At 70.7% G+C, this 23,539-nt stretch carries 23 protein-coding genes; 11 read left to right on the plus strand and 12 right to left on the minus strand.

The genetic code is table 11. The annotated features are described in order from the left end of the window. Positions 1 to 105: 105 nt before the first annotated feature. Positions 106 to 405, minus strand: a complete 300-nt coding sequence (locus tag ERL55_RS11050) for a hypothetical protein (RefSeq protein WP_129136469.1) — start codon at positions 403 to 405, stop codon at positions 106 to 108. Positions 406 to 499: 94 nt separating this feature from the next. Here ERL55_RS11050 and ERL55_RS11055 point away from each other — a divergent pair, with 94 nt between their 5' ends. From ERL55_RS11055 to ERL55_RS11070, 4 genes are all read left to right on the plus strand, one after another. Continuing rightward, positions 500 to 1,330, plus strand: coding sequence for a ThuA domain-containing protein (locus ERL55_RS11055; RefSeq protein WP_241685753.1), 831 nt, complete (start codon positions 500 to 502; stop codon positions 1,328 to 1,330). Next, positions 1,327 to 2,568 (plus strand): ectonucleotide pyrophosphatase/phosphodiesterase, encoded by a 1,242-nt coding sequence (locus ERL55_RS11060; RefSeq protein WP_129136470.1) that lies wholly within the window; start codon positions 1,327 to 1,329, stop codon positions 2,566 to 2,568. Before ERL55_RS11055 ends, ERL55_RS11060 begins: the two co-directional genes overlap by 4 nt. A 169-nt stretch (positions 2,569 to 2,737) precedes the next feature. After that, positions 2,738 to 4,294 (plus strand): AlkA N-terminal domain-containing protein, encoded by a 1,557-nt coding sequence (locus tag ERL55_RS11065; RefSeq protein ID WP_129136471.1) that lies wholly within the window; start codon positions 2,738 to 2,740, stop codon positions 4,292 to 4,294. Then, on the plus strand, positions 4,291 to 4,785 hold the full coding sequence (locus ERL55_RS11070) for a methylated-DNA--[protein]-cysteine S-methyltransferase (RefSeq protein WP_129136472.1): 495 nt from the start codon (positions 4,291 to 4,293) through the stop codon (positions 4,783 to 4,785). The genes ERL55_RS11065 and ERL55_RS11070 overlap by 4 nt, the downstream gene beginning before the upstream one ends. Before the next feature lie 20 nt (positions 4,786 to 4,805). Here ERL55_RS11070 and ERL55_RS11075 read toward each other — a convergent pair whose 3' ends face one another. From ERL55_RS11075 to ERL55_RS11085, 3 genes are read right to left on the minus strand one after another with little or no spacing between them, the layout of a single operon-like run. Beyond that, positions 4,806 to 6,443: a serine hydrolase gene (locus ERL55_RS11075; RefSeq protein ID WP_164972182.1), complete on the minus strand. Its 1,638-nt coding sequence runs from the start codon at positions 6,441 to 6,443 to the stop codon at positions 4,806 to 4,808. 22 nt (positions 6,444 to 6,465) lie between these two features. After that, positions 6,466 to 7,080: a hypothetical protein gene (locus tag ERL55_RS11080; protein ID WP_129136474.1), complete on the minus strand. Its 615-nt coding sequence runs from the start codon at positions 7,078 to 7,080 to the stop codon at positions 6,466 to 6,468. Position 7,081: 1 nt separating this feature from the next. Beyond that, the gene (locus ERL55_RS11085; RefSeq protein WP_129136475.1) at positions 7,082 to 7,558 is read right to left on the minus strand and encodes a sigma-70 family RNA polymerase sigma factor; all 477 of its coding nucleotides are present in this window, start codon (positions 7,556 to 7,558) and stop codon (positions 7,082 to 7,084) included. A gap of 209 nt (positions 7,559 to 7,767) precedes the next feature. Here ERL55_RS11085 and ERL55_RS14950 point away from each other — a divergent pair, with 209 nt between their 5' ends. Together ERL55_RS14950 and ERL55_RS11090 are read left to right on the plus strand one after the other, a co-directional pair. Continuing rightward, the gene (locus ERL55_RS14950; RefSeq protein ID WP_164972183.1) at positions 7,768 to 8,061 is read left to right on the plus strand and encodes a transposase; all 294 of its coding nucleotides are present in this window, start codon (positions 7,768 to 7,770) and stop codon (positions 8,059 to 8,061) included. Then, complete coding sequence (locus ERL55_RS11090; protein WP_164972184.1) at positions 8,058 to 8,918, plus strand: IS3 family transposase; 861 nt, start codon at positions 8,058 to 8,060, stop codon at positions 8,916 to 8,918. The genes ERL55_RS14950 and ERL55_RS11090 overlap by 4 nt, the downstream gene beginning before the upstream one ends. A gap of 572 nt (positions 8,919 to 9,490) precedes the next feature. Here ERL55_RS11090 and ERL55_RS11095 read toward each other — a convergent pair. Next, a complete protein-coding gene (locus ERL55_RS11095) occupies positions 9,491 to 10,738 on the minus strand; it encodes a formimidoylglutamate deiminase (RefSeq protein WP_129136477.1) in 1,248 nt (415 codons plus the stop codon). Between the two features lie 51 nt (positions 10,739 to 10,789). Between ERL55_RS11095 and ERL55_RS14955 the strand changes: the two genes are divergently transcribed. Genes ERL55_RS14955 through ERL55_RS11105 form a run of 3 tightly spaced genes read left to right on the plus strand, consistent with a single transcriptional unit; the run spans position 10,790 to position 13,418 of the window. After that, on the plus strand, positions 10,790 to 10,963 hold the full coding sequence (locus tag ERL55_RS14955) for a hypothetical protein (protein WP_206733312.1): 174 nt from the start codon (positions 10,790 to 10,792) through the stop codon (positions 10,961 to 10,963). Then, positions 10,953 to 12,185 (plus strand): imidazolonepropionase, encoded by a 1,233-nt coding sequence (hutI, locus tag ERL55_RS11100; protein WP_129136478.1) that lies wholly within the window; start codon positions 10,953 to 10,955, stop codon positions 12,183 to 12,185. The genes ERL55_RS14955 and hutI overlap by 11 nt, the downstream gene beginning before the upstream one ends. Before the next feature lie 24 nt (positions 12,186 to 12,209). Further along, complete coding sequence (locus tag ERL55_RS11105) at positions 12,210 to 13,418, plus strand: dipeptidase (RefSeq protein WP_129136479.1); 1,209 nt, start codon at positions 12,210 to 12,212, stop codon at positions 13,416 to 13,418. An 861-nt stretch (positions 13,419 to 14,279) separates the two neighbouring features. Here the strand turns inward: ERL55_RS11105 and ERL55_RS11110 are convergent. Then, on the minus strand, positions 14,280 to 14,453 hold the full coding sequence (locus tag ERL55_RS11110) for a 30S ribosomal protein THX (protein ID WP_100322062.1): 174 nt from the start codon (positions 14,451 to 14,453) through the stop codon (positions 14,280 to 14,282). A 67-nt stretch (positions 14,454 to 14,520) separates the two neighbouring features. Further along, positions 14,521 to 14,925: a MerC domain-containing protein gene (locus tag ERL55_RS11115; RefSeq protein ID WP_129136480.1), complete on the minus strand. Its 405-nt coding sequence runs from the start codon at positions 14,923 to 14,925 to the stop codon at positions 14,521 to 14,523. Between the two features lie 74 nt (positions 14,926 to 14,999). Here ERL55_RS11115 and ERL55_RS11120 point away from each other — a divergent pair, with 74 nt between their 5' ends. Beyond that, positions 15,000 to 17,240 carry a TonB-dependent receptor gene (locus ERL55_RS11120; protein WP_129136481.1) on the plus strand — a complete coding sequence of 747 codons (2,241 nt, stop codon included), beginning with the start codon at positions 15,000 to 15,002 and terminating at the stop codon, positions 17,238 to 17,240. Between the two features lie 27 nt (positions 17,241 to 17,267). Here the strand turns inward: ERL55_RS11120 and ERL55_RS11125 are convergent, their stop codons facing one another. Next, positions 17,268 to 17,765: a transcriptional repressor gene (locus ERL55_RS11125; protein ID WP_129136482.1), complete on the minus strand. Its 498-nt coding sequence runs from the start codon at positions 17,763 to 17,765 to the stop codon at positions 17,268 to 17,270. A gap of 50 nt (positions 17,766 to 17,815) precedes the next feature. Beyond that, positions 17,816 to 19,222 (minus strand): glutamate--tRNA ligase, encoded by a 1,407-nt coding sequence (gltX, locus tag ERL55_RS11130; RefSeq protein WP_129136483.1) that lies wholly within the window; start codon positions 19,220 to 19,222, stop codon positions 17,816 to 17,818. 134 nt (positions 19,223 to 19,356) lie between these two features. Between gltX and lpxH the strand changes: the two genes are divergently transcribed. Continuing rightward, positions 19,357 to 20,085, plus strand: a complete 729-nt coding sequence (gene lpxH / locus ERL55_RS11135; protein ID WP_129136484.1) for a UDP-2,3-diacylglucosamine diphosphatase — start codon at positions 19,357 to 19,359, stop codon at positions 20,083 to 20,085. A gap of 9 nt (positions 20,086 to 20,094) precedes the next feature. On the opposite strand, the gene ERL55_RS11140 is transcribed toward lpxH, so the two are convergent. The 3 genes from ERL55_RS11140 to ERL55_RS11150 form a co-directional block, all read right to left on the minus strand. Next, on the minus strand, positions 20,095 to 20,919 hold the full coding sequence (locus tag ERL55_RS11140; protein ID WP_129136485.1) for a ferritin-like domain-containing protein: 825 nt from the start codon (positions 20,917 to 20,919) through the stop codon (positions 20,095 to 20,097). Between the two features lie 2 nt (positions 20,920 to 20,921). Further along, entirely contained in the window at positions 20,922 to 22,394 is a 1,473-nt protein-coding gene (gene purF, locus ERL55_RS11145; protein ID WP_129136486.1) for an amidophosphoribosyltransferase, read from the minus strand. A 159-nt stretch (positions 22,395 to 22,553) separates the two neighbouring features. After that, positions 22,554 to 23,525, minus strand: a complete 972-nt coding sequence (locus ERL55_RS11150) for an SPOR domain-containing protein (RefSeq protein ID WP_129136487.1) — start codon at positions 23,523 to 23,525, stop codon at positions 22,554 to 22,556. Positions 23,526 to 23,539 lie beyond the last annotated feature (14 nt).

Consider the following 23,539-nt stretch of genomic DNA (forward strand, 5'->3'; position numbering starts at 1 on the left):
GCCCTGCGGTGTCACGGTGGCCGGCGATTATCCACCATGCCCGTGCGCCGGCCGGAACGACGACGCCCGGCACAGGGCCGGGCGTCGGGTACCACATGGACCGGATCAGCGAATCGAAGGATCCAGCCGGCGCAGGGCGTCCTTGACGTCCACACCGCCCGAACGCTCGATGTCCTCGCGCGTGTACACGCGGCCACCCGCGTTGATGCAGGCGTCGCGCTCGCTGCGGCTGCGGGCCTCGCGCGAGGCGGTGATGCGCGAGCCGGTCTCGCGGATGCAGTAGCGTTCATTGGCGGCCGCGCGCTCGGCACGGGTCAGGCGGACGTCTTCCTCGGGCTCCGCCTGCTGCGCGGAGACGCCGAACGCCAGGCCCAGGAGGGCGGTGGCAAGCATCAATCGCTTCATGGATCACCTCGGAGGATATGTGTAGCCTCAGACGATACGCGCGCGCGCATGCACGCGCATGAAACCGCAGTGCGGGATTCAGGAGGCGTTAGCTGTGTGCACCCGTGTTGCGACCCGGTTCGCGCGTCATCCGTTCGCGCAGCGCCTGGCGGTCGCGTTGATCGCGCTTGCCGCCCATGCCGGGCCCGCTGCAGGCGCAGCCGCAGGTCCGCCGCAGGAGGGGGTATCGGCGCCGGCGGCGATGCTGGTGTTCACCCGCAGCGAGGGTTATCGCCACGCCTCCATTCCCGACGCGGTCGAGACACTGCGCGCGCTCGCCGCGGCCGACGGAATCACCATCGACCACAGCGAGGATCCAGCCAGCTTCAGTCCGGCCACGCTGGCCAGGTACCGCGTGGTGGTATTCGCCAACACCACCGGACCACTGCTCGACGGTGAGCAGCGCGCCGCATTCGAGCAGTGGGTGCGCAACGGCGGCGGCTTCATCGGCCTGCATTCCGCCGCCGACACCGCCTACGACTGGCCGTTCTACGGTGAACTGGTGGGCGCGTGGTTCGAGAGCCATCCGCCCGGACTGCAGCGCGCGCGGGTGCGCTTCGAGGCGCCGGACACCGAGGCCATGCTGGGCCCGTGGCGCGTCACCGACGAGCTGTACGACTTCCGCGACAACCCCCGGCCGCAGGTCACCGTGATCGCGGCCCTGCACGATCGCGAGGACACCGGCGGCATGGGCGATGACCACCCGATCGCCTGGTGCCACCAGCGCCTCGGCGGCCGCGCCTGGTACACCGGGCTCGGCCATGACCCGCGCATCTACGCCGATCCGGTGTTCCGCGCGCTGCTGCGCGGCGGCCTGCACTACGCGCTCGGTATGCGCGCGCGTTGCGACGAAGTGTCATCCGACCCGGCTAACATGGCGCGATGATGTCCTGCCGTTTCCTGCTGGCCGCCATCGCGGCCTGCCTGCTGTGCGCCTGTTCCGCGACCCTGTCCTCCGCCACCCCTGGCGGCGATGCGCCGACCCTGTTGCTGGTGTCGCTGGATGGCGTGCATCCCGACATGCTCGGCCGTGGCGATACCCCGCACCTCGACCGCCTCGCCCGCGAGGGCGTGCGCGCCGCCTGGATGCAGCCGTCGTATCCGGCGCTGACCTTCCCGAACCACTACACGCTGGTCACCGGCCTGCGCCCGGACCGCCACGGCATGGTCCACAACTCGATGTACGACGAGGACCTCGGCGCATTCGCGCTCAAGGACCGCGACGCCGTGGGCGATGGCCGCTGGTGGGGCGGCGAGCCGCTGTGGGTGACCGCCGAACGCGCCGGCCTGCCGACCGCGACGATGTTCTGGCCGGGCAGCGAGGCGCCGGTGCAGGGCGTGCGCCCCACCCGCTGGTATCCCTACGAGGACGGGCTTGCGCTCGAGGTCCGCATCGACCGCGTGCTCGGCTGGCTGTCGGAGCCCGCAGCGACGCGGCCACAGCTGGCGACGCTGTACTTCGAGCATCCCGACCACGCCGGCCATGGCTACGGGCCGGCTTCGCCGCAGCTGCATGCCGCGCTGCGCGACGTGGATGCGGCGATCGGCGACCTGCTCTCGGCGATCGCGTCGCGCGGACTCCGCGACCGCGTGAACCTGGTCATCGTCTCCGACCACGGCATGGCGCCGGTTCCACCCGGCCAGGTGGTGGCGGTGGAGGACATGGTGGACCCGGCCGATGCGCAGGTGGTCAGCACCGGCCAGGTGGTGGGCTTCCGGCCGCGCCCCGGGCGCGAGGCCGCCGCTGCCGCCGCACTGCTGGGTGCGCACGAACGCTACGACTGCTGGCGACGCGAGGCCCTTCCCGCCCGCTGGCAGTACGGCCAACACCCGCGGGTGCCGCCGATCGTCTGCCAGATGCACGTCGGCTGGGACGCGGTGCCACGTGCGAATCTCGCCCGGCGCCCCGACCGCACCCGCGGCTCGCACGGGTACGACCCGGCAGCGCCGGAAATGCGCGCGGTCTTCATCGCGCACGGGCCGGCGTTCCGCAGCGGTACCGAGTTGCCCGGCTTCGACAATGTCGACGTCTATCCGTTGCTTGCGCGGCTGCTGGGCGTCGAGCCTGCGGAGCACGATGGCGATGCGCGCACCCTGCTGCCGGCGCTGCGCGACGACAGGTAGCGTGACACCCGCGGCGCGCGGCCGAGCCACCTCCCGCGACGGCGATGTGCCGACAGTCATCCGGTCCGCGTTCCCCCCGGCAGATGGCGCGACGCGACACCGCAACAGCGCCGGCATCCATGTCCGGAAACGGCCAGTCGCACCCCGGGCGCGGTGCTAGCCTGCATCCATGACGAACACGCCCGCCCTGGCCCCGGATCTCTGCGAGCGTGCGCGGCTCAGCCGCGACGCGCGCTTCGACGGGCTGTTCTTCACCGCGGTGCGCAGCACGGGCATCTACTGCCGCCCGGTCTGCCCGGCACCGGCGCCCAAACGCGAGAACGTCGACTACTACCCGAGCGCGGCCGCCGCCGAAGCCGCGGGCTTCCGGCCCTGCCTGCGCTGCCGGCCGGAGCTCGCACCCGGCGAAGGCTCCTGGCGCCGCGGCGACGATACCCTTGCGCGTGCGCTGCAGCTGATCGAGGACGGCGCGCTGGCCGACGCACCGCTGGCGACGCTTGCCGCACGCGTGCAGCTGGGCGAGCGCCAGCTGCGGCGATTGTTCGTGGAGCGTATCGGCGCGGCGCCGATCGCGGTCCACACCACCCGACGGCTGCTGTTCGCCAAACAGCTGCTCACCGAGACCTCGTTGCCGGTCACCACGGTTGCGCTGGAGTCCGGCTTCGGCAGCCTGCGTCGTTTCAACGCGGCCTTCCGCGAGGCCTACGCCCTGGCGCCGCGCGATCTGCGCCGCCAGGTCGCCGAGGTCGGCGACGGCCCGCTGGTGCTGCGGCTGGGTTACCGGCCGCCGTACGACTTCGATGCGATGCTGGACTTCTTCCGCGGCCGTGCACTGCCCGGCATCGAACAGGTCGACGCGCACGGCTATGCCCGGGTGTTCGATGCCGGCGACACGGTCGGCTGGTTGCGCGTGGGCCATTGGCCGTCGCCGGCACATGCGCCGGTGCATGCGCTGCGGCTGGAGCTGCAGGGCGCGCCGGCCGGCAGCCTGCTTGCAATCGTGCAGCGGGTGCGGCGCATGTTCGATCTGGACGCGGACCCGCAGGCGATTGCAGCGGTGCTGGCGCGCGATGCACGGCTGGCGCCGTTGCTCGCCGCACGCCCCGGACTGCGCATCCCCAGTGGCTGGGACGGGTTCGAGATCGCCGTGCGCGCGGTGGTCGGGCAGCAGGTCAGCGTGGCCGCGGCACGCACGGTCACCACGCGCCTGGCCGCGCGCCACGGCAGACGCGTGCCGGACGCGCTTGCCGCCGCGGGTTACGCGCAGCTGTTTCCGGATCCCGCGACGCTGGCCGATGCCGACCTCGATCGCCTGGGCCTGCCGGCCACGCGCGCCGCCGCGGTACGCGCGATCGCCGGCGCAGTGGCGGATGGGCGCGTCGGCTTCCGCGTCGACGGCACGCTCGAGGACTTCGTCGCCGGCTGGACCGCGCTGCCCGGCATCGGGCCGTGGACGGCGCAGTACATCGCGCTGCGCGCACTCGGGCACCCGGATGCCTTCCCGGCCGGGGACCTGGTGCTGCAGCGCGCGGTGCCGGATGACGGCAGCCGCCTGTCCGAGCGCGCATTGCGCATGCGCGCCGAAGCCTGGCGACCATGGCGCGGCTACGCGGTCATCCAGCTGTGGCGTGACGCGATGGCCATGCCGTCAGGGGCCGTCACGGCGCCAGCTGCATCCGCCTCCCATCCGATTCCCCGCGGCGTGCGCCGCAGGAGTGCCGCATGAGCATCCACTACACCCATGTCGACAGCCCGGTCGGCCCGCTGCTGGTCGCCGCCTCCGACGCCGGCCTGCATGCGATCGCGTTCCCTGAAAACCGCCACCCGGTGCGCATCGGCGATGACTGGACCCGCGGCGGGCATCCGCTGATCGAGGAGGCCCATCGCCAGCTCGCGGCCTACTTCGGCGGCGAGCGTCGCGAGTTCGATCTGCCGCTGGCACCGCGCGGCACCGAGTTCCAGCGCGCGGTGTGGCAGGCGCTGGCGGCCATTCCCTACGGCAGCACCGAGAGCTACGCGCAGCTGGCGATGCGGCTGGGCCGCCGCGGCGCCGCACGCGCGGTGGGCGCGGCCAATGGCCGCAACCCGCTGCCGATCGTGCTGCCCTGCCATCGCGTGATCGGCGCCAGCGGCGGCCTCACCGGCTTCGGCGGCGGCCTGCCGACGAAGCGCTATCTGCTGGCGCTGGAAGGTGCGCTGCCGCAGGCCCTGCTGTAACGCAGGCCACGTCGCAACCGCTAGCGCCGCTCGGCACGCATGACGTTGCCGCCCTGGTGCAGTTCCAGCCCGGCCACGGCACCGTCGGCATCGCGCTGGAAGCGGATCTCGATGCCGAACGCCGGCGCCGCGAAGACATCGGCGCTGGCGGTGGCGGCAAGCGCGAATTCGCCCTGCCCGGTCGCCTGCGCGTACAGCCCGCCCTCGCGTTCGCGCACGTCGAGTTCGAAGCCCGGCATCAGCGGATAGCTGCCCGCATAGCCGCGCAGGACCTCGGCCGGCGGCAGCGGCTGCGCGGGCGCCTCCGGCCCCGCCCGTCGCGCGCGCAGCTCGCCGCCGCCCTGCACCCAGACGAAACCGTACCCGCCATCCGCCGCGCGCTGCGGCCGCAGCACCGCGTCGACCCCGCGCAGGTGGAACTCGCCGGCGTCGTCGTATCCGAACGCCAGCTCGGGCTGGCCAAGGGCCTGCACCACCAGCTCATCGCCGCGCCGCGACAGGGTGAGCATTCCGGCGCCCTCGAGCTGGTAATCGCCTGCCAGTGCATCCAGCAGCTCGCCGGGCGGTGTCGCCGGTCGTCGCGGCACACCGGGCGATGCCTCCAGCCCGAGCAGATGCAGGCCGAGTCGGCCAAGGCCACCCATCGTATGCACGGCAGTGTCCGACAGCAGCACCACCGCCCGGCCCTGCCCGCGATCGAACGCGACCAGGGACGAAAACCCGCCGGTGCCGCCCTCGTGCACATGCACCGTGTGGCCTTCCGGCGTGGCCAGCATCCAGTTCATCGCGATGCCCTCGCGCACCGGCTGCTGCGTGCGCACCAGCGCAGCCGCGACCGGCGCATCCACCTGCCCGAGCTGGGCCTGCGTGTAACGCACCATGTCGTCGAGGGTGGCGCGCACGCCGCCCACGCCGGCCATGTCGACCGGGAAGGTCCATGCGCTGGTCGGCTGCCCGCCGGGCAGACGGCCCTGCACGGCCGTCACCCCTTCGGGTGCCTGGGCGACATACGCATCGCGCATCCCCAGCGGTTGGAACAGCTCGCGGGCGAGCAGTGATTCGAAGTCGGTGCCCGCACGCTTCGCCAGGGCCCACGACAGCACCATCGACGCGAAGTTGGAATACGCGACCTGCGTGCCGGGTGCCTGTGCCAGCCGCACATCCGCCAGCGACGTCAGCAGCGCGTCCTCGTCCAGCGCGGCATAGGGGTTGGCGGGATCGGCAATGCGCATCCGCGACGGCAATGCCGGCAGCCCGGAGGTGTGGGTGACCACATGCCGCAGCAGGATCGGCTGGCCTTCGAACTCCGGCACCCGGGTACCGGCAGGCAGCAGGCTCGCGAGCGGATCGTCCAGCGACAGTTCTCCGCGTTCGATCAGCGTCGCCAGCAGTGCGGCGGTCATGGTCTTGGTGACCGAGCCGATCTCGAACGCCACGCGGCCCTCGATGCGCGACTGCGCCGCCGGGTCGACACAGCGGTACGCGCGCTCGACGCGCTCACCATCGATCACCGCGGCGGCGATGCAGGCGCCGCTGCGATCGCCGTCCAGGCGCTGGTCCAGCGCACGTTCGAGCGATGGCAGGGCCGCGGCCTGTGCGAGGGGCAACGCGCCCATCAGGGCGACCACGAGCGGGGCGAGGCGACGGGAAGCACGCATCTGGATTCCTCCTGGAAGAACGTCATGGCAACGGGGTCCGTTCCGGCCGTTGCGTGCCGGTGGCGGACAGCGTATCGATCTGCTGCTGCAATGCATCCGCATGCCGGCGGAAGCGGGTACGCGCGACATGCACGTTCCACCATGCGATCGCGGCACCCAGCGCCAGGCACGCACCGAGATAGGCAAGTGCGCCGGGCGTCGGCCCGGACGCGGCCAGCGTCAGCCCGACCAGGCCCACCAGTGCGGGCGCCACGTACCACAGCCAGGCGCGTTCCAGCATCCGTGCCTGGGTGATGGCCAGTTGGCGGCGGCGTTCGAGATGCTGCAGCAGCGGCACTGCGGGGTCGGCTTCCGAAAGATGGGCGCGGCCGCGATGCAGCCACACGGGAATGGACACCGCCCACGCCACCAGCCAGACGGCAAAGGCCAGCTCCAGCCAGGCGCGTTCGAGCGCGGCCACCAGGGCGATGCCGGAAAACGCCAGCGCAACCACCACCGCTGCGATCACCTCGATGCGGTCGCGGCGGCGCACCTGTTTCGCGAGCGCGTCGTCGCGACGGCGCAGCGCGTCGATCGCAATCGTCCCGGCATCGGCCGGCTGCTGCTGCCATCGTTCGCGGATACGGTCCCAGTCCATGTCAGTCCTCCAGGAAGCGCGTTTCGAATGCCTGCCGCAGGCGGGTCATGCGGATGGCCACGGCGTTCGGCGTCAGCCCCAGCACGTCGGCGATCTGCTCGCGCGGCAGGCCCTCGAGATCGAGCAGCAGCACGCTGCGCGACAGCGGATCGAGCCCGGCGAGGAAGGCATCCAGCACGTGCAGCGGATCCCCGGGCTGGCCGCTGTCGCCGGGCTCGGCGATCCCGTCCAGCGGACTGTGCAGCAGGCGCGGCCTGCGGATCTGGCTGAGCGCGGTGTTGAGGGCGACGCGGTACACCCAGGTCGACTGCTGCGCACGTCCGTCGAAACTGCCGAAGCTGCGCCACAGCTGCAGGCACATCTCCTGCAGCAGGTCCTGCCAGTCGTCGGCGCCGGCATAGCGCCGCGCCAGACGCACCAGCGCCGGGCGGCTTTCGTCCAGCATCCGCGAGAACTCGCGTTCGATCTCCGTGCGCACCAGCAGGCTGCTCGTTGGATGGGTTCGAAAGATTAGTCGCGCGGCCGGGGGGAAATTTTCAGTTCACCTCCCAACTCCAGGGAGATGCCGTACGGCTGACACGCTTCCGTCGTGCCGCGTCTTCCATCGTGCACACGGGGGCGTTTGAACCTGTCCCGCCAGAACGGACGCCAGGAACGCGATACCTTTCGCCGCACCTGGAGGTTCCGATGCAACCTGTTCCCCGTCGTCGCTATACCGACGACTTCAAGGCCCAAGCAATCGCCCTGGCCGAAGCGATTGGCCCGACCAAGGCCGCCCGGCAGCTGGACATGTCGGTCAAGACGTTGGGCAATTGGCTGGACGCTTCACGATCCGGTCGTCCCCACAGCTCGCCCGGCCGCAAGCCGGTCACCGACCTGGAGAGCGAGGTGGCCCGGCTGCGGGCCGAGAACGCCACGCTCAAGATGGAGCGCGAGATCCTGAAAAAAGCGACGGCGTTCTTCGCCAGGGAGTCCAAGTGAGGTACGCCTTCGTCGCTCGGCAACGGACTCGCTATCCGCTCAGGCTGCTGTGCCGCGTGCTCGCGGTTTCGGTCTCGGGCTTCCATGACTATCTGCACCGACAGGGCCGTCCGGATCCGGAGGCGGTCTTGCGGGCCGAACTGCGCACGATCCACGCGGGGAGCCGTGGGACCTATGGTCGCCCGCGGATGGTGCAGGCGCTGCGCGCCTGCGCCCACGCGGTGGGCCACAAGCGTGTGGCCCGGCTGATGCGCGAAGAGGGCTTACGCGGCAAGGCCAAGGGCCGCTTCACGCCCCGCACCACCGACAGCCGGCACCGCCAGCCGGTGGCCGACAACCGGCTGGACCGCCGGTTCGCCGTGGACAGCTCCGTCCTCGCCTGGGTCGGCGACATCACCTACATCCCCACCCGCGAAGGCTCGCTCTACCTGGCCGCGGTGCTCGATCTGCGAACCCGGCAGGTGCTGGGTTACAGCCTCTGCGAGCGCATGCCCGATGACCTGGTGCGGCAGGCCTTCCTCAACGCTTGGTCGGCCTCACCAGTCGCCGCTGGCGCGCTGTTCCACTCCGACCGCGGCAGCCAATACGCCAGCAGCGCCTTCACCAGGACACTGGCCGCGCATGGCTTCGAGCCAAGCATGAGCCGCAAGGGCAATTGCTGGGACAACGCTGTGGCGGAGAGCTTCTTCGCCACGCTCAAGAACGAGGAGGTCACCGGCGTATACGCCACCAAGGCCGCCGCCCACGCGGCAATCGCAAGCTACATCCACGGCTTCTACAACCCCGCGCGCCTGCACTCGGCGCTTGGCTACCGGGCACCCAATGACTACGCCCGAGAATTGAGGCAGGCCGCCTGACCCAGCGCTTCTTGGCGTCCGTTTTCGGGGGACAGGTTCAGTGCTCCCCGGCCGGAGTTCGCGTCCAGCTACCACGGCCGGCCGCCGGCCATCCATGGCCGGCTGTGCGCACACCCCCCGGTGCACGCGACGGGCTTCGGCGTTCGCGGGCTTCGGCACGGAGAGCAGTGCCGCCGCCGAAGTCGCTGCAACAACCCTTCTCCCGCTCACGGGAGAAGGTGCCCGAAGGGGCGGATGAGGGCTTCGTCCTGCGCGGCGTGACCCTCACCCTGCCCCTCTCTGCAAGCGAGAGAGGGTTCCGAAGCCATCAGTCGTCTGTCCTGTGCCGTTGACCTTCTTCCAGAATCGACGACAGGTCGGAGCCCGCCGCGGACGCAGGGGGATGTCCAGAGCCGGCCATGGATGGCCGGCGGCCGGATGTGGGAGCAGGACGCGGAGATATCCGGCTGGGCATCCCCCTGTGGCCGTGGTGGGCAGCCCGGACCCCACAGGCGCCCCCCGACCGCGAGAAGACCTTGCTTCCGGCGTCCAGGACGAACCCGGGGCCTTTCGGCGGCCAAGCCTCAACCGCGCTAATCCGCCAGCAGGGTCCGCATCGCGCGGCGGTAGTCCTCGGCGATGGCATCGGCCTGCAGATGACGGCCTTCGACCACCAGGCGGCGGTCACCGATGCGGGTCTCGCGCACCAGCGGGCGGTTGCCGCTGAAGATCCAGCGGTCGGCAACGTCGTCCGCGTCGGCGCCCACCAGCACCGGCGCGTCGGCATCCAGCAGCAGCCATTCGTCGTCGGCGTCGAAGCCGGTGGCACGATCGCCATCGAGTGCGCCTGCCAGCAGCGTCTGCCCGACGCTGTCGAACGCGCCGGTGGCGACGTTGCGGCGCCCGGTCACCAGCCGCTGCCCGTATTCCAGCCAGCGCAGTTCCTCCACCGGCGACACCGAGATATGCGAATCCGAACCGATGCCCCAGTGCCCGCCGGCGTCGAGATAGGCACGCAACGGGAACAGGCCGTCGCCGAGATTGGCCTCCGTCGTCGGGCACAGCGCGACCGTGGCACCGCTGCGCGCCAGCCGCGCGGTCTCGTCGGCATCGAGGTGGGTGGCATGCACCAGCGTCCAGCGCGCATCCACGGGTGCATGGTCGAGCAGCCACTGCACCGGTCGTGCACCGCGTACCGCCAGGCAGTCCTCGACCTCGCCGACCTGCTCGGCGATATGGATGTGCACCGGCGTACCGGCCGGCAGCGCCGCCAGCACCTCGCGCATGGCCGCCTCGGGCACCGCGCGCAGGCTGTGCAGCGCGACGCCCACGCGCAGGTCCTCGCATTCGCGCGCGTGCAGGCTTTCGTACAGGCGCAGGTACGCGTCCACCGAGTGCCCGAAGCGTGCCTGCCGTGGCGACAGCGCGCGTCCATCGAAGCCGCCGGTCATGTACAGCACCGGCAGCAGGGTCAGGCGGATGCCGGTCTCGCGCGCGGCCGCCAGCAGGGCGAGCGACATCTCGGCGGCGTCGTCATACGGCACGCCATCGGGGCGGTGGTGGACGTAATGGAACTCGCACACGCGGGTGTAACCGGCCTCGAGCATCTCGGCATACAGCTGCGCCGCCACCGCGTGCAGGGTGTCCGGGGTCATGCGTGCGGCGAAGTGGTACATCGTCTCGCGCCAGGTCCAGAACGAATCGTGCGCGCCGTCGCCCGTGCGGGTCCGACGCTCCGCCATGCCCGCCATCGCCCGCTGGAAGGCATGCGAATGCAGGTTGGACAGGCCGGGCACGCGCCAGCCGCCTGGCTCACGGGTAATGTTCAGCGCTCTCGACATCGGCGACTCGCGGGTGCATCGGAGGAATGCGCTAGGCTACCTGCTCGTTCAGTGGTGTTGTACGCACGCATGGTCGAAACGCTGGTGGTCCTGGGCGCGCTCGTGCTCGGCCTCGCCGTCATCCTGCTCATCGCCCGCGAACGCCTGCGCGCGCCCGGCGCGCGTCGCAGCCGCCCGCACGATGACGCCGGCAACTCCGCCGAGGATCGCGACGATGGGCGCTGAGCGCTGGGATGGGCTGATCGTCGGCCCCACCCTGGTGACGCTGGCCGGCGACACCGGTTACGGCGCGATTGCCGATGGCGCCCTCGGCTGGAAGGACGGCGCACTGACCCATGTCGGTACCGCCCGCGAACTGCCCGACGCGCCCGAAGCGCTCGCCCATGAGGTGATCCGCAGCGATGGCTGCATCACCCCGGGCCTGGTCGATTGCCACACGCATCTGGTATTCGCCGGCAACCGTGCCGGCGAGTTCGAACAGCGCCTCGAGGGTGCGAGCTACGAGGACATCGCCCGCAGCGGCGGTGGCATCGTCTCCAGCGTGCGCGCGGTGCGTGCTGCCAGCGAGGACGCACTGCTTGCCGAGTCGCTGCCACGTGCGCGTGCGCTGGTTGCCGACGGCGTGACCACGCTGGAAGTCAAATCGGGCTACGGGCTCGACTTCGACAGCGAGCGCAGGATGCTGCGCGTGGCGCGGCGGCTCGGCGACGTGCTCGGCGTGACCGTACGCACCACCTATCTCGCCGCACATGCATTGCCGCCGGAATACGCCGGACGTGCCGATGCCTATATCGATGCGACCATCGACTGGCTGCCGCGGCTGTATGCCGAGGGCCTGGTGGATGCGGTGGACGCGTTCGCCGAGCGCATCGGTTTCGATGCCGCGCAGACCCGCCGGCTGTTCGAGGCCGCACGCGCACTTGGATTGCCGGTAAAGCTGCACGCCGACCAGCTCAGCGATGGCGAGGGTGCCGCACTGGTCGCCGAATTCGGCGGGCTGTCGGCGGACCATGTCGAATACACATCCGAACGCGGCGTCGCCGCGATGGCTGCCGCCGGCACCGTCGCCGTGCTGCTGCCGGGTGCGTTCCACGTGTTGCGCGAAACCCGGCTGCCGCCGCTGGATGCCTTCCGCGCTGCCGGCGTGCCGATGGCCGTGGCCACCGACTGCAACCCGGGTACGTCGCCGCTGCTGTCACTGCGCCAGGCCATGCAGCTGGCGTGCACGCATTTCCGCCTGACGCCGGAGGAGGCGCTGCGCGGCGCGACCGTGCACGCCGCACGCGCGCTCGGCCTCCAGGACCGCGGCCGCCTGCGTACCGGGCTGCGCGCCGACTTCGTGCACTGGGACGTGCGCGAGCCGGCCGAACTCTGCTACTGGCTCGGTGGCCGGCTCGCACGCAGCGTGCATGCCGACGGCCGCCGTATCGCCGCCCTCACCGACTGATCCGCACCGCCGCCCGGAGGTTCCATGACGCGCACCGCCCTGTTCCATTCCGCACTCGCCCTGGCCCTGACCTTTGCATCGTCCGCGGCCGCGCAGGCGCCGGACGCCGCGCAGCGGCTCGCGCGGGAGGCGGTCATCGTCGACACCCATATCGACGCGCCCGGCATCCTGGTGGGCCACTGGGCTGACCTCGGTGGGCCGGTGCCGGACCGCGAGTTCGACTACCCGCGTGCGCGCGAAGGCGGGCTGGACGTGGCCTTCATGGCGATCTACACCTCCGCCGCCCGCGACGAGGATGGCAGCGCGCGGCAACTCGCCCATCAGCAGATCGACGCGGTCGAAGCGCTGGCAGCACGCCATCCGGACCGGTTCGCGCTGCTGACCTCGCCAGGCGATGTCGAGCGCCTGCGCGAAGGCGGCCGCGTGCTGCTGGCGCTGGGCATGGAGAACGGCGGCCCGATCGGCGACGACCTCGCCGAGCTCGAACGCTTCCACCAGCGCGGCGTGCGCTACATCACCCTCGCGCACAGTGGCAACAACCGCATCGCCGATTCGTCGTACACGCTGGAGAAGCGCTGGAACGGCCTGAGCCCGTTCGGGCGCGAGGTGATCGCGGAGATGAACCGGCTCGGCATCATGGTCGACGTCTCGCACATCTCCGACGCCGCCACCGCGCAGGCGATCGAACTGAGCCGGGTGCCGGTGATCGCCAGCCACTCGGCCCTGCGCCACTTCACCCCGGACTTCGAGCGCAACCTCAGCGACGCGCTGGCAAAGGCGATCGCGGCGAAGGGCGGCGTCATCCAGATCCCGTTCGGCAATGCCTTCGTCAACCCGCAGGCCGCCGCCAACACGCAGGCCTACTTCCGCGCCATCGGCGAATTCGACCGCCGCAACAACGAGCGCGCCGCGGCCGGCGAGCCGCTGGAGGACCGCCGTGCGTTCGTTGCGAAGTGGGATGCCGAGCATCCGTCGCCGCCGACCGCGATCGACGCGGTGCTCGACCAGATCGACCATGCGGTGAAGCTGGTCGGCATCGACCATGTCGGCATCGGCTCGGATTTCGATGGTGTCGACGGCAACCTGCCCGAGGGCCTGAAGAGCGTTGCGGACTTCCCGAACTTCATCGCCGGCCTGCAGGCCCGTGGCTATTCGGATGCCGACATCCGCAAGATTCTCGGCGGCAACTTCCTGCGCGTGTGGGCGCAGATCGAGGCCGGCGCGGAGCGCTGAGCGAGTACCGCTCAGGCTGAGGTCGTGGAGTCGGTCAGCGTTGGGCCTGCAACGCGCGCGCGACTTCACAACGGCGATCCCGCGGACTCCGGGTGTCGAGCAGAGTGGCATACCGGTTCGCGAGTCGCTTCGTGGGTTCCGCGCTTCCCTCGATGGGTCCGCGCTGCCCTCGGTGGGCTCGCGCTGCCCGTCGAGCGCACCGCGGGGTGTGCTCCCCCGGCCGGAGTCCGCGTCCAGCTACCACGGCCGGCCACCGGCCATCCATGGCCGGCTGGGAGCACACCCCCCGGTGCACGCGACGGGCCCAGGCATTCGCCGGCTTCGGCGGATTGAATCGTCCGCCTGCTGTGCACGGCTACCGCCGGTTATCGGCCGACGTCGGATGCGCTGGGCCGGTGGGTGTGGGAGCGGACTTGGCCGCGATAAGCCGGGTCCTGATCGCGCGCGAGCGCGCTCCCACGCTCTTCGTGCTGATGCGACGCCAGCTCGGAGCCCGCCGCGGACGCAGGGGGATGTCCAGAGCCGGCCATGGATGGCCGGCGGCCGGATGTGGTAGCAGGACGCGGAGATATCCGGCTTGGCATCCCCCTGTGGCCGCGGCGGGCAACGCGGGGGCTCCGAAGCAATCCCTGAACCACATGTGCCAGCGTCACTGGACTTCGCAGGCAGGGAGGCTGTGCGGGTCGGGGCCCGACTTTGGCCTTGCAGTGCGGCGCACCGCAGGCAGCTTCGAGATCCCGGGCCGCACTCTGGAGGCGGGAGACTCTGAAGACCGCAAAAGAGTCGTTCCCGACCAGGACACCAGACACGAAAAAGCCCGCGCGATGGCGGGCTTCTCCAGACTTGCCGCGGCGGCGGATCTCACGCCTTGGCGACGGTCTTCTTGGCGACCTTCTTGGCCGGCGCCTTCACCACGGTCTTCTTCGCAACCGGCGCGGCGGCGGTGGCCGCGGCCCGGGTGGCGGCCTTGCGGGCGTTGCCGTAGCTGGAAATGTAGCGCTTGCCCTTGAGGGTCTTGCGATCGCCCTTGCCCATCGTCTAACTCCTGAATGCTGTGCCGGGATTGCACGGCGCCGGTCGGCGCGCGGGACCGCAAATGCTATCACGCAGAGGTCGGCTGACTGCGTGCGTGGGTCAGCCGCAGATTGACCAGGTGCGCCGCCGCCAGCAGCAGGCCGCCGGCGGTCATCACCGCGACGTGGGTCATCGAATGGTCGTGCAGGCGGGTGAACGCACCGACCCACACCAGCACGAGACCCGGCACCAGCAACAGCCAGGCATGGAATGCCCGATGGCGGCGCCATCCCAGCGTCAGCGTGGTCGCGCCCAGCAGCGTGGCAAACACCACGAAGGCCTGGTCGAAGTCGATCCAGCCGCCGACCCGGAGGCCAAGTGCGGGCAGTACCGCCAGTACCAGCGGCAGCGCGGCACAGTGCACCGCGCACAGCAGCGAGGCGGCGAAGCCCACCCGGTCGGCACGGGCAAGGGTGGAATCGGGTGCGGCCATGTCTTCTGGGGGGTGCGGGGATTTTCGTAACATTATAACATTCCTGTCCCGTTGCCCAGTCTAACCCACGGCCCATGATCGATCCGTCCCGCCCGACCCCCACCCGCCTCGCCCTTGCCCTGGCCATCGCGCTGCCCCTCAGTGCCGGCGCACACGCGCAGAGCAGTGCCCACCCGACGACCACCACGCTCGATGCCGTGCAGGTGACCGCCGTGCCGCTGGGTGGTGATGCCGAGGACCTCGCCCATCCGATCGAGGTGCTGCACGGCGAGGCGCTGGACGACCGCAAGTCGGGCAGCCTCGGCGAAACGGTGGCCTCGCTGCCCGGCGTGCAGAACGGGTCCTTCGGCGCCGGCGTCGGCCGGCCGATCATCCGCGGCCAGGAAGGCCCGCGCGTGCAGGTGCTGGCCGGTGGCATCGGCAGCATGGATGCCTCTACCGTCAGCGCCGACCATGCCGTCGGCATCGAGCCGTTCCTGGCCGACCAGATCGAGGTGCTCAAGGGCCCGGCCAACCTTCTCTACGGCAGCGGTGCGATCGGTGGTGCGGTGAACGTGGTCGACGGCCGCATCGCACGCGACCTCCCCGACCAGCCGCTGAGCGGCCGCGCCGAGCTGCGCGCGGCCAGCGGCAACGACGAGCGCACCGGCATGTTCCGTCTCGACGGCGTCAGCGGCGACAACCTCGTGCTGCACGTGGACGGCGTGATCCGCAACAGCGGCGACATCGACATCCCGGGCCATGCGCAACGCCTGCACGACCACGACGACCACGACCACCACGGTGACGAGGCCGCCTACGGCACCCTGCCCAACAGTGCTTTCCGCACCCGTGCCGGCGCGGTCGGCGCCACCTGGCTCGGCGAGCGCGGCCACCTCGGTGTCGCGGTCAGTACGTACCGCACCAATTACGGCCTGCCCGAGGGTGCACACGTGCACGGCGACGATGCCCATGGCCATGACGATCATGGTCACGACGACGACGACCACGACCACGGCGGCCACGGCGGCCACGGCGACCACGGCGACCACGGCGGCCACGATCACGACGTCGGCCATGCACACGACCACGGCCCGGTCCGCATCGACCTCGCCCAGAACCGCCTCGACCTCAAGGGCGGCATCTACGATCCGCTTCCGTTCCTGTCGGCGCTCAACCTGCGCGCGGCGCGCAGCGACTACGAACACGTCGAACTCGAGGACGGCCTCGCGGCGACCCGCTTCGTCAATCGCGGCACCGAGGCGCGGCTGGAAGCGGTGCAGAACGTATTCGATGGCTGGCATGGCGCCTTCGGGCTGCAGCTGGGCCATGTGAACTTCGAGGCGCAGGGCGCGGAAGCCTTCGTGCCGCCGAGCGTGTCCGACACCATTGGCCTGTTCGTGGTGCAGGAGAAGGAGTTCGGGCCGGTCAAGCTGGAATTCGGCGGCCGCCACGAGCGCGTCGAGATCGATTCCGCCACCGGGGTCTCGCGCCGCTTCGATGCCAGCAGCCTGTCCGGTGCCGCGATCTGGCATCTGTCGGAAGTGTTCGACCTGCGCGTCGGCGCCGACGTTTCCGAACGCGCGCCGACCAACGAGGAGCTGTTTGCCAGTGGCGCGCATATCGCCACCAATTCGATGGAGATCGGCGATCCCGACCTCGACACCGAGCGCGGCCAGCGTCTCGAACTTGGCCTGCATGCACATACCGGGCGGGTCGAGATGAAGGCGGCGGTGTACCAGACGAAGTTCGACCGCTACACCTACCTGGCCGAGACCGGGGTGGTCGACGGCGGCCTGCCGGTGCGGCTGTGGACGCAGGGCGATACCACGTTCCGCGGCGCCGAGGCCGAGGCGAAGCTGCACCTGCTGGAGTCCGACGCCGGTGATTTCGACCTGCGCGTGTTCGGCGACATCGTGCGCGCGAAGCTCGACGGCAGCGGCACACGCCACGTGCACTTCGACGTACCGCACGGCGACCACAACCACCACTACCATGCCGACATCGCGCTCGGCGGCAACCTGCCGCGCATCGCGCCATCACGGCTGGGCGCCGACCTCAACTGGGCCGTCGGCGGCTGGCGCGCGCATGCCGGCGCGGTGCGCTACATGAAGCAGGGCCGCGTTGCCACGGGCGAAGACCCGAGCCCCGGCTACACCCTGGTCAATGCCGGCATCGCGTGGCGCGTCGGTGAACCCGACGGCACCCAGTGGGAACTGTTTCTCGACGGCCGCAACCTCACCGACCGCGAGGCGCGTCCGCACACCTCGCTGTTGCGTGACATCGCGCCGCTGCCGGGGCGTTCGATCGCCGGTGGCATCCGCATGTTCTTCTGACCAGGCCGCGCGCCCCGGGGCCGGCGCTCAGTCGCCGGCCGACTCCACGCAGGCCGCGCACAGCCCGTGCACTTCCAGCGTCTGCGCCTGCGGCACGAAGCCCAGCGCGCGGGCGCGGCTGTCGAGGGCTGCAACCACCGCCTCGTCCTCCAGCTCGACCGCGGAATGGCAGCGATCGCAGATCAGGAACGGAACCGAATGCTGCGCGGTACTCGGATGGTGGCAGGCGACGAACGCGTTCACCGACTGCAGCTTGTGGATGAAGCCGTTGGCAAGCAGGAAATCGAGCGCGCGATAGACCGTGGGCGGCGCCGCCGCACCCGGGCCCCCGCCCTCGCGGACCTGGTCGAGCAGGTCGTAGGCCTTGAGCGGCCGGCCGGCATCGGCGATCAGCCCGAGCACATGCGCACGGATCGGCGTCAGCCGCAGCCCACGTTCGCTGCAGGCACGCTCCACCGCGCGCACGAACGCCGCGGCGTCGTCGACATGGTGCTGCGGATCCGTGCACGCGTGTACGTGTTTCATTACCCGATGATGGCCGCGCCCGGCATGGGACTCAAGGCGCGGCACGGGACTCAGCCTTCTGCCGGCACCATCGCCAGCGCCGCATCGATGCGCGCAAGCGCTTCGTCGCGACCGGCCAGATACACGGTATGGCCGATGTCCGGGCTGACCTGGGTGCCGGTGATCGCCACACGCATCGGCTGCGCGATCTTCCCCATCCCCAGGCCGAGCGATTCCGCAGTGGCGTGCAGCGCGGCGTTGATCGCCTCGACGTTCCAGCTGTCGAGCGCGGCCAGGCGCGCACGCGCATCGTCGAGCGCGGCGCGTGCTTCCGGCTTCAGGTGCTTGGCGACGGCCTTGTCGTCGTAGTCCGTCAGCGGCCGGTACCACACCGCCGCACGCTCGGCCATTTCCGCAAGCGTCTGCACGCGGTCGCGCAGCGCGAGCACGACATCGGATGACGCCGGTCCCGCGCCGAGGTCATAGCCGGCGTTGCGCAGGTGCCATTCGAGATGTCCGGCCACCGCATCCGGCGCGTCGCTCTTGAGGTACTGCTGGTTGAGCCAGCCGAGCTTGGCCATGTCCAGCCGCGAGGCCTTGGCGTTGACGTCGGCGAGGTCGAACAGCGCCTTCATCTCGTCGATCGAGAACACTTCCTGGTCGCCGTGCGACCAGCCCAGCCGCACCAGGTAGTTGAGCAGCGCATGCGGCAGGTAGCCGGCATCGCGGTACTGCATGACATCGGCGGCGCCGGTGCGCTTGGAAAGCTTCGCACCCTGCTCGTCGAGGATCATCGGCAGGTGCGAGAACGCCGGCACCGGCGCACCCAGCGCGCGGTAGATGTTGATCTGCCGCGGGGTGTTGTTGACGTGGTCGTCGCCTCTGACCACGTCGGTGATGCCCATGTCGATGTCGTCCACGACCACCGCGAAGTTGTAGGTCGGATAGCCATCGGGGCGGAAGATCACCAGGTCGTCGAGTTCGCTGTTGGCGATCTCGATGCGGCCCTTGACCCTGTCGTCCCAGGCGACGACGCCGTCGAGCGGATTCTTCAGGCGGATCACCCGGTTGGGATCATCCCGGTACGGCGCGCCCTGCTCACGGTACGCACCGTTGTAGCGCGGCTTGTCGCCTGCGGCCATCGCCGCTTCGCGCATCGCGTCGAGTTCCTGCTTCGACTCGTAGGCGTAATAAGCATGCCCGCTGGCCACCAGCTGCTCGGCGACCTCGCGATAGCGGTCCACGCGTGCGGTCTGGTAGATCGGCCCTTCGTCGTAATCCAGCCCCAGCCAGTCCATCGCTTCGAGGATGGCGTCGATGGCCGCCTGCGTGCTGCGCTCGCGGTCGGTGTCCTCGATGCGCAGCACGAACTGCCCGCCGGCGCGGCGCGCGGCCAGCCAGCAGTACAGCGCGGTGCGGGCGCCGCCGATATGCAGGTAGCCGGTGGGACTGGGGGCGAAGCGGGTGCGGACGGTCATGGGGGGCGGGCTGTGATCCGGGGAATCGCGCATTTTAGGCCAGTGCGCGGGGTGCGGCCCGGAACGGCAAACGTCGCCATCGCTGCGCGCGGCTGGCCAACGGTGCGCGCGGGCACGCCGGTATCATTCGCGGCATGAGCACCCTCTTCGTTTCCGACCTGCATCTCGACCCGGCGCGACCGGACATCACCCGCCTGTTCGCCGCGTTCCTCGACGGCGAGGCACGCGGCGCGGACGCGCTGTACATCCTCGGCGACCTGTTCGAGTCCTGGGTGGGCGACGACGATCCGTCCGAGGCTGGCAGTATCGTTGCCGACCGCCTGCAGGCGCTGTCGGCCGCAGGCGTGCCGGTCTTCTTCATGCACGGCAATCGCGACTTCCTGCTGGGCGCCGACTACGCCGCGCGCGCCGGCATGCAGGTGCTGCCGGATCCGGCCGTGGTCGAGCTGTACGGGCGCCGCGTGCTGCTGACCCACGGCGACCTGTTGTGCACCGACGACGTCGAATACCAGGCGATCCGCGTGCAGACCCGCAACCCGGCCTGGCAGGCGCAGATGCTCGCGCAGCCGCTCGCCGCGCGGCTGGCATTCGCCGCCCAGGCGCGCGCCGCCAGCCAGGCGCGCCAGGGCGAAATGAAGTCAGCCGGCACGATGGAGACGATCACCGACGTCGCGCCGGCCACGGTGGATGCGTTCTTCGACACGCACGGCGTCGACACCATGATCCATGGCCACACCCATCGCCCGGCGATCCACGAGCTCGCCGGCGGCCGCCGCCGCATCGTGCTGGGTGACTGGTACGAACAGGGTTCGGTGCTGCGCGCTTACCCCGATGGCCGCTTCGAGCTGTCGGCGCTGCGCTGACCGCCGCGCCTAGGGGCGCGCCTGCGGATCCGACGCCGCCGCCTGCAGCGCGGCGAGTTCGTCCTCGCTGAAACCCGCGGCGGCGCGCGCATCGATATTGAACGGACCGTGCAGCACCGCGCGTGCGTATTCGGCCAGCAGTTCGCGGAACCGCGGCTCCGGCGCAATGCCTGCACGCGCGCAGTACCAGCGGAACCAGTGGCTGCCGGCCGCGACATGGGCGACCTCTTCCTCGAGGATCACCGCGAGGATGTCGGCGGTGGCGTCATCGCCCAGCGCGCGCAGCTTCACGATCATGCCGGGGGTGACGTCCAGCCCCCGCGCTTCCAGCACGCGCGGCACCAGCGCCATGCGCGCCAGCCCGTCGTGCGCGGTCTTCTCGGCCATCTCCCACAGGCCGTTGTGGGCGTCGAAGTCCCCGTAGTCGTGGCCGAGCGCCTGCAGGCGTCCGCGCAGCAGGGTGAAATGCCGCGCCTCGTCCTCGGCGATGCGCACCCAGTCGGCATGGAACGCCGGCGGCAGGCCACGGAAGCGGTAGGCCGCGTCCCAGGCGAGGTCGATCGCGTTGAACTCGATATGCGCGATGGCGTGAATGAACGCGGCGCGCCCGGCGTCCGTGCCCAGCCCACGTCGCGGCAGGTCGCGCGGATGCACCAGCCCCGGCCGTGGCGGACGCCCGGGCATCCGGATCGGCTCCGGTGCCGGTGCATCCGCCGGTACCGCCAGCTCTCCTGCAGCGAACGCCCGCGCCCACCGGAAGGTGAGCGCGAGCTTGTCGTCGATGGTCGTGGCGTCGAGGCAGGCACGCGCGGCCTCGAACAACGTCGCGGCCATGCTCAGGGGCCGGCGCGGCGCTTGTTCTTGGCGTCGTCGGAACGCAACTGCTGCAGGCGTTCGAAGTAGCCCGGCTCGATGCCGGTCACGTATTCGCCGCTGAAGCAGGAGCTGTCGAAACGCTTGCCGGGGAACTTGTGCCCGGCCACGGCCGTCTCGAGGTCGGCCAGGTCCTGGTAGATCAACCAGTCGCAGCCGAGAAGCTCCTGGATCTCCTGCTCGCTGCGGCCGTTGGCCACCAGCTCCTCCACCGACGGCATGTCGATGCCGTAGATGTTCGGATGCCGCACCGGCGGCGCCGCGGACGCCAGGTAGACCTTGCGTGCACCGGCGTCGCGCGCCATCTGCACGATCTGCTTCGAGGTGGTGCCGCGCACGATCGAATCGTCCACCAGCAGCACCACGCGGTTGCGGAACTCCAGCGGGATCGGGTTCAACTTGCGCTTCACCGACTTCGCGCGCTCGCCCTGCCCCGGCATGATGAAGGTGCGCCCGACGTAGCGGTTCTTGATGAAACCCTCGCGGTACTTCACCCCGAGCACGTGGGCGAGTTCCAGCGCCGAATCGCGCGAGGTGTCGGGGATCGGGATCACCACGTCGATGTCGTGGTCGGGCCGCTCGCGCAGGATCTTCTCGCCCAGGGTCACGCCCATGCGCATGCGCGCCTTGTGCACCGAGATGTTCTCGATCATCGAGTCGGGCCGCGCGAAGTACACGTATTCGAAGATGCACGGCGCACTGTCGCCGGGCTCCGCGCAGGCGCGGTGGTGCAGCGCGCCGTCGGCGGTGATCACCAGGCCCTCGCCGGGCGCGACATCGCGCAGGTGCTCGAAGCCGAGGATGTCGAGCGCCACCGACTCCGAGGCCACCGCGTATTCGACGCCGCTCGCCGACTGCCGTCGCCCCAGCACCAGCGGACGGATGCCGTTGGGATCGCGGAACGCCACCAGGCCCAGGCCCAGCACCAGCGCGACGGCCGCGTAGCCGCCGCGGGCGCGACGGTGCAGGCCTTCCACCGCGGCGAGCGCGGCCTCCGGGGTCAAGGCGCGCTGGCGATCGAGCTCGTGGGCGAAGACGTTGAGCAGCACCTCCGAGTCCGACTCGGTATTGATGTTGCGGCGGTCGGTCTCGAACACCTCGCGACGCAGCGCATCGGTATTGATGAGGTTGCCGTTGTGCGCCAACGCGATGCCGTAGGGCGAGTTGACGTAGAACGGCTGCGCCTCGTCACTGCCCTCGCTGCCCGCCGTGGGGTAGCGGCAATGGCCGATGCCGATGTTGCCGCCGAGCAGTTCCATCGCGGGCGCGTCGAACACCTCGCGCACCAGCCCGTTGCCCTTGTGCACGCGCAGCCGCGTGCCGCTGGCGGTGGCGATGCCTGCGGCGTCCTGGCCACGGTGCTGGAGGACGGTCAGGCCGTCGTAGAGGGCGGGCGCGACTTCCGAGGTCCCGACGATACCGACGATGCCGCACATGGAGTTGTCACCTGTGTTGGAAGCGGAAACCCGTCAGCGCGCTCCGCGCACCTCCGGGCTGGATGGACCGTATGGCACCGGTCCGGGTCGGGCCACGCCTGCTGGCGTGGTCCCGTGCAGCACACCGTCCCCGGTGCCGGCGTCACATGTCGCGGGGTGTCAGGGGTGCGAGCGCACGATGCCGTCGATGCCGGCCCGAGCCTGGATCTGCGAGCGCAGGCGGTCGGCTTCGGCACGGTCGATCACCGGCCCGGCCTTCACCCGGGTCAGCTGGCCGCGGTCGCTCTGCACGGTATCGGTGAAGGCGCTGAAGCCCAGCCCGCGCAGGCGGTCGCGCATGGCGTTGGCGTCGGCGGCATTGCGGAACGCGCCCAGCTGCACCACGAACCCGGTCCCCGCGGCTGCGGCCGGCGCGGGCGCTGCTGGCGGCGCGGGGGTGGGCTGGGCGACGGGTGCCGGCACATCCTGCGGCCGCGTCGCGGTTGCCGCAGGCGGGGGCGGCTGTGCTGCCGGAGTCGTGGCAGCGGTGCGTGGCGCGTCGGCGGCGGCATCGAGCGCGATCACCCGGGCATCGTTGGTGCCCACTTCGGCGGCAGCCACGCGCACCGCTTCGGCCTCGGCACGGGTGGCATACGGCCCGATCCGCACCCGCCACACCGGCTTGCCCGCGGTGGCGGCTTCACTGCTGGCCGCCGGGAACCCGGCCCCCGCCAGGCGGTTGACCACGGTATCGGCGTTGACGCTGCTGCCGTAGCTGCCGAAATGCACGGCGTATCCGCCACCGGCGACGGCGGCAGGCAGCGCGGCGCCGGCGGCAGCCGGGTCCGCGTCGGCGTCGGCCCGCTCGACGGACGCGGTGTCTACCGTGGGGAATTCGCCGTCGGCTGCTGCCGCGTCCACAGACTCCGGTTCCGCGGCGGGCAGTACCGCCCTGTCATCGGAAGGCGCCGGCGCCATCAGCGGCAGGTCGCGCGTGACCACCCGGTCGGTGGGCGCGTCGGGGAGCTCAAGCGACAGCCCGGACCTGCCCGTGGCCGGGGCGGGCCCCTTCACCAGCATGGGCAGGAAGATCACCGCAAGCGCGACCAGCACCGCTGCGCCGATCAGGCGCTGCTTGACTCCGGAATCCATCGACATCTCGCGAA

The sequence above is a fragment of the Luteimonas sp. YGD11-2 genome, assembly GCF_004118975.1.
GTDB lineage: Bacteria > Pseudomonadota > Gammaproteobacteria > Xanthomonadales > Xanthomonadaceae > Luteimonas > Luteimonas muca.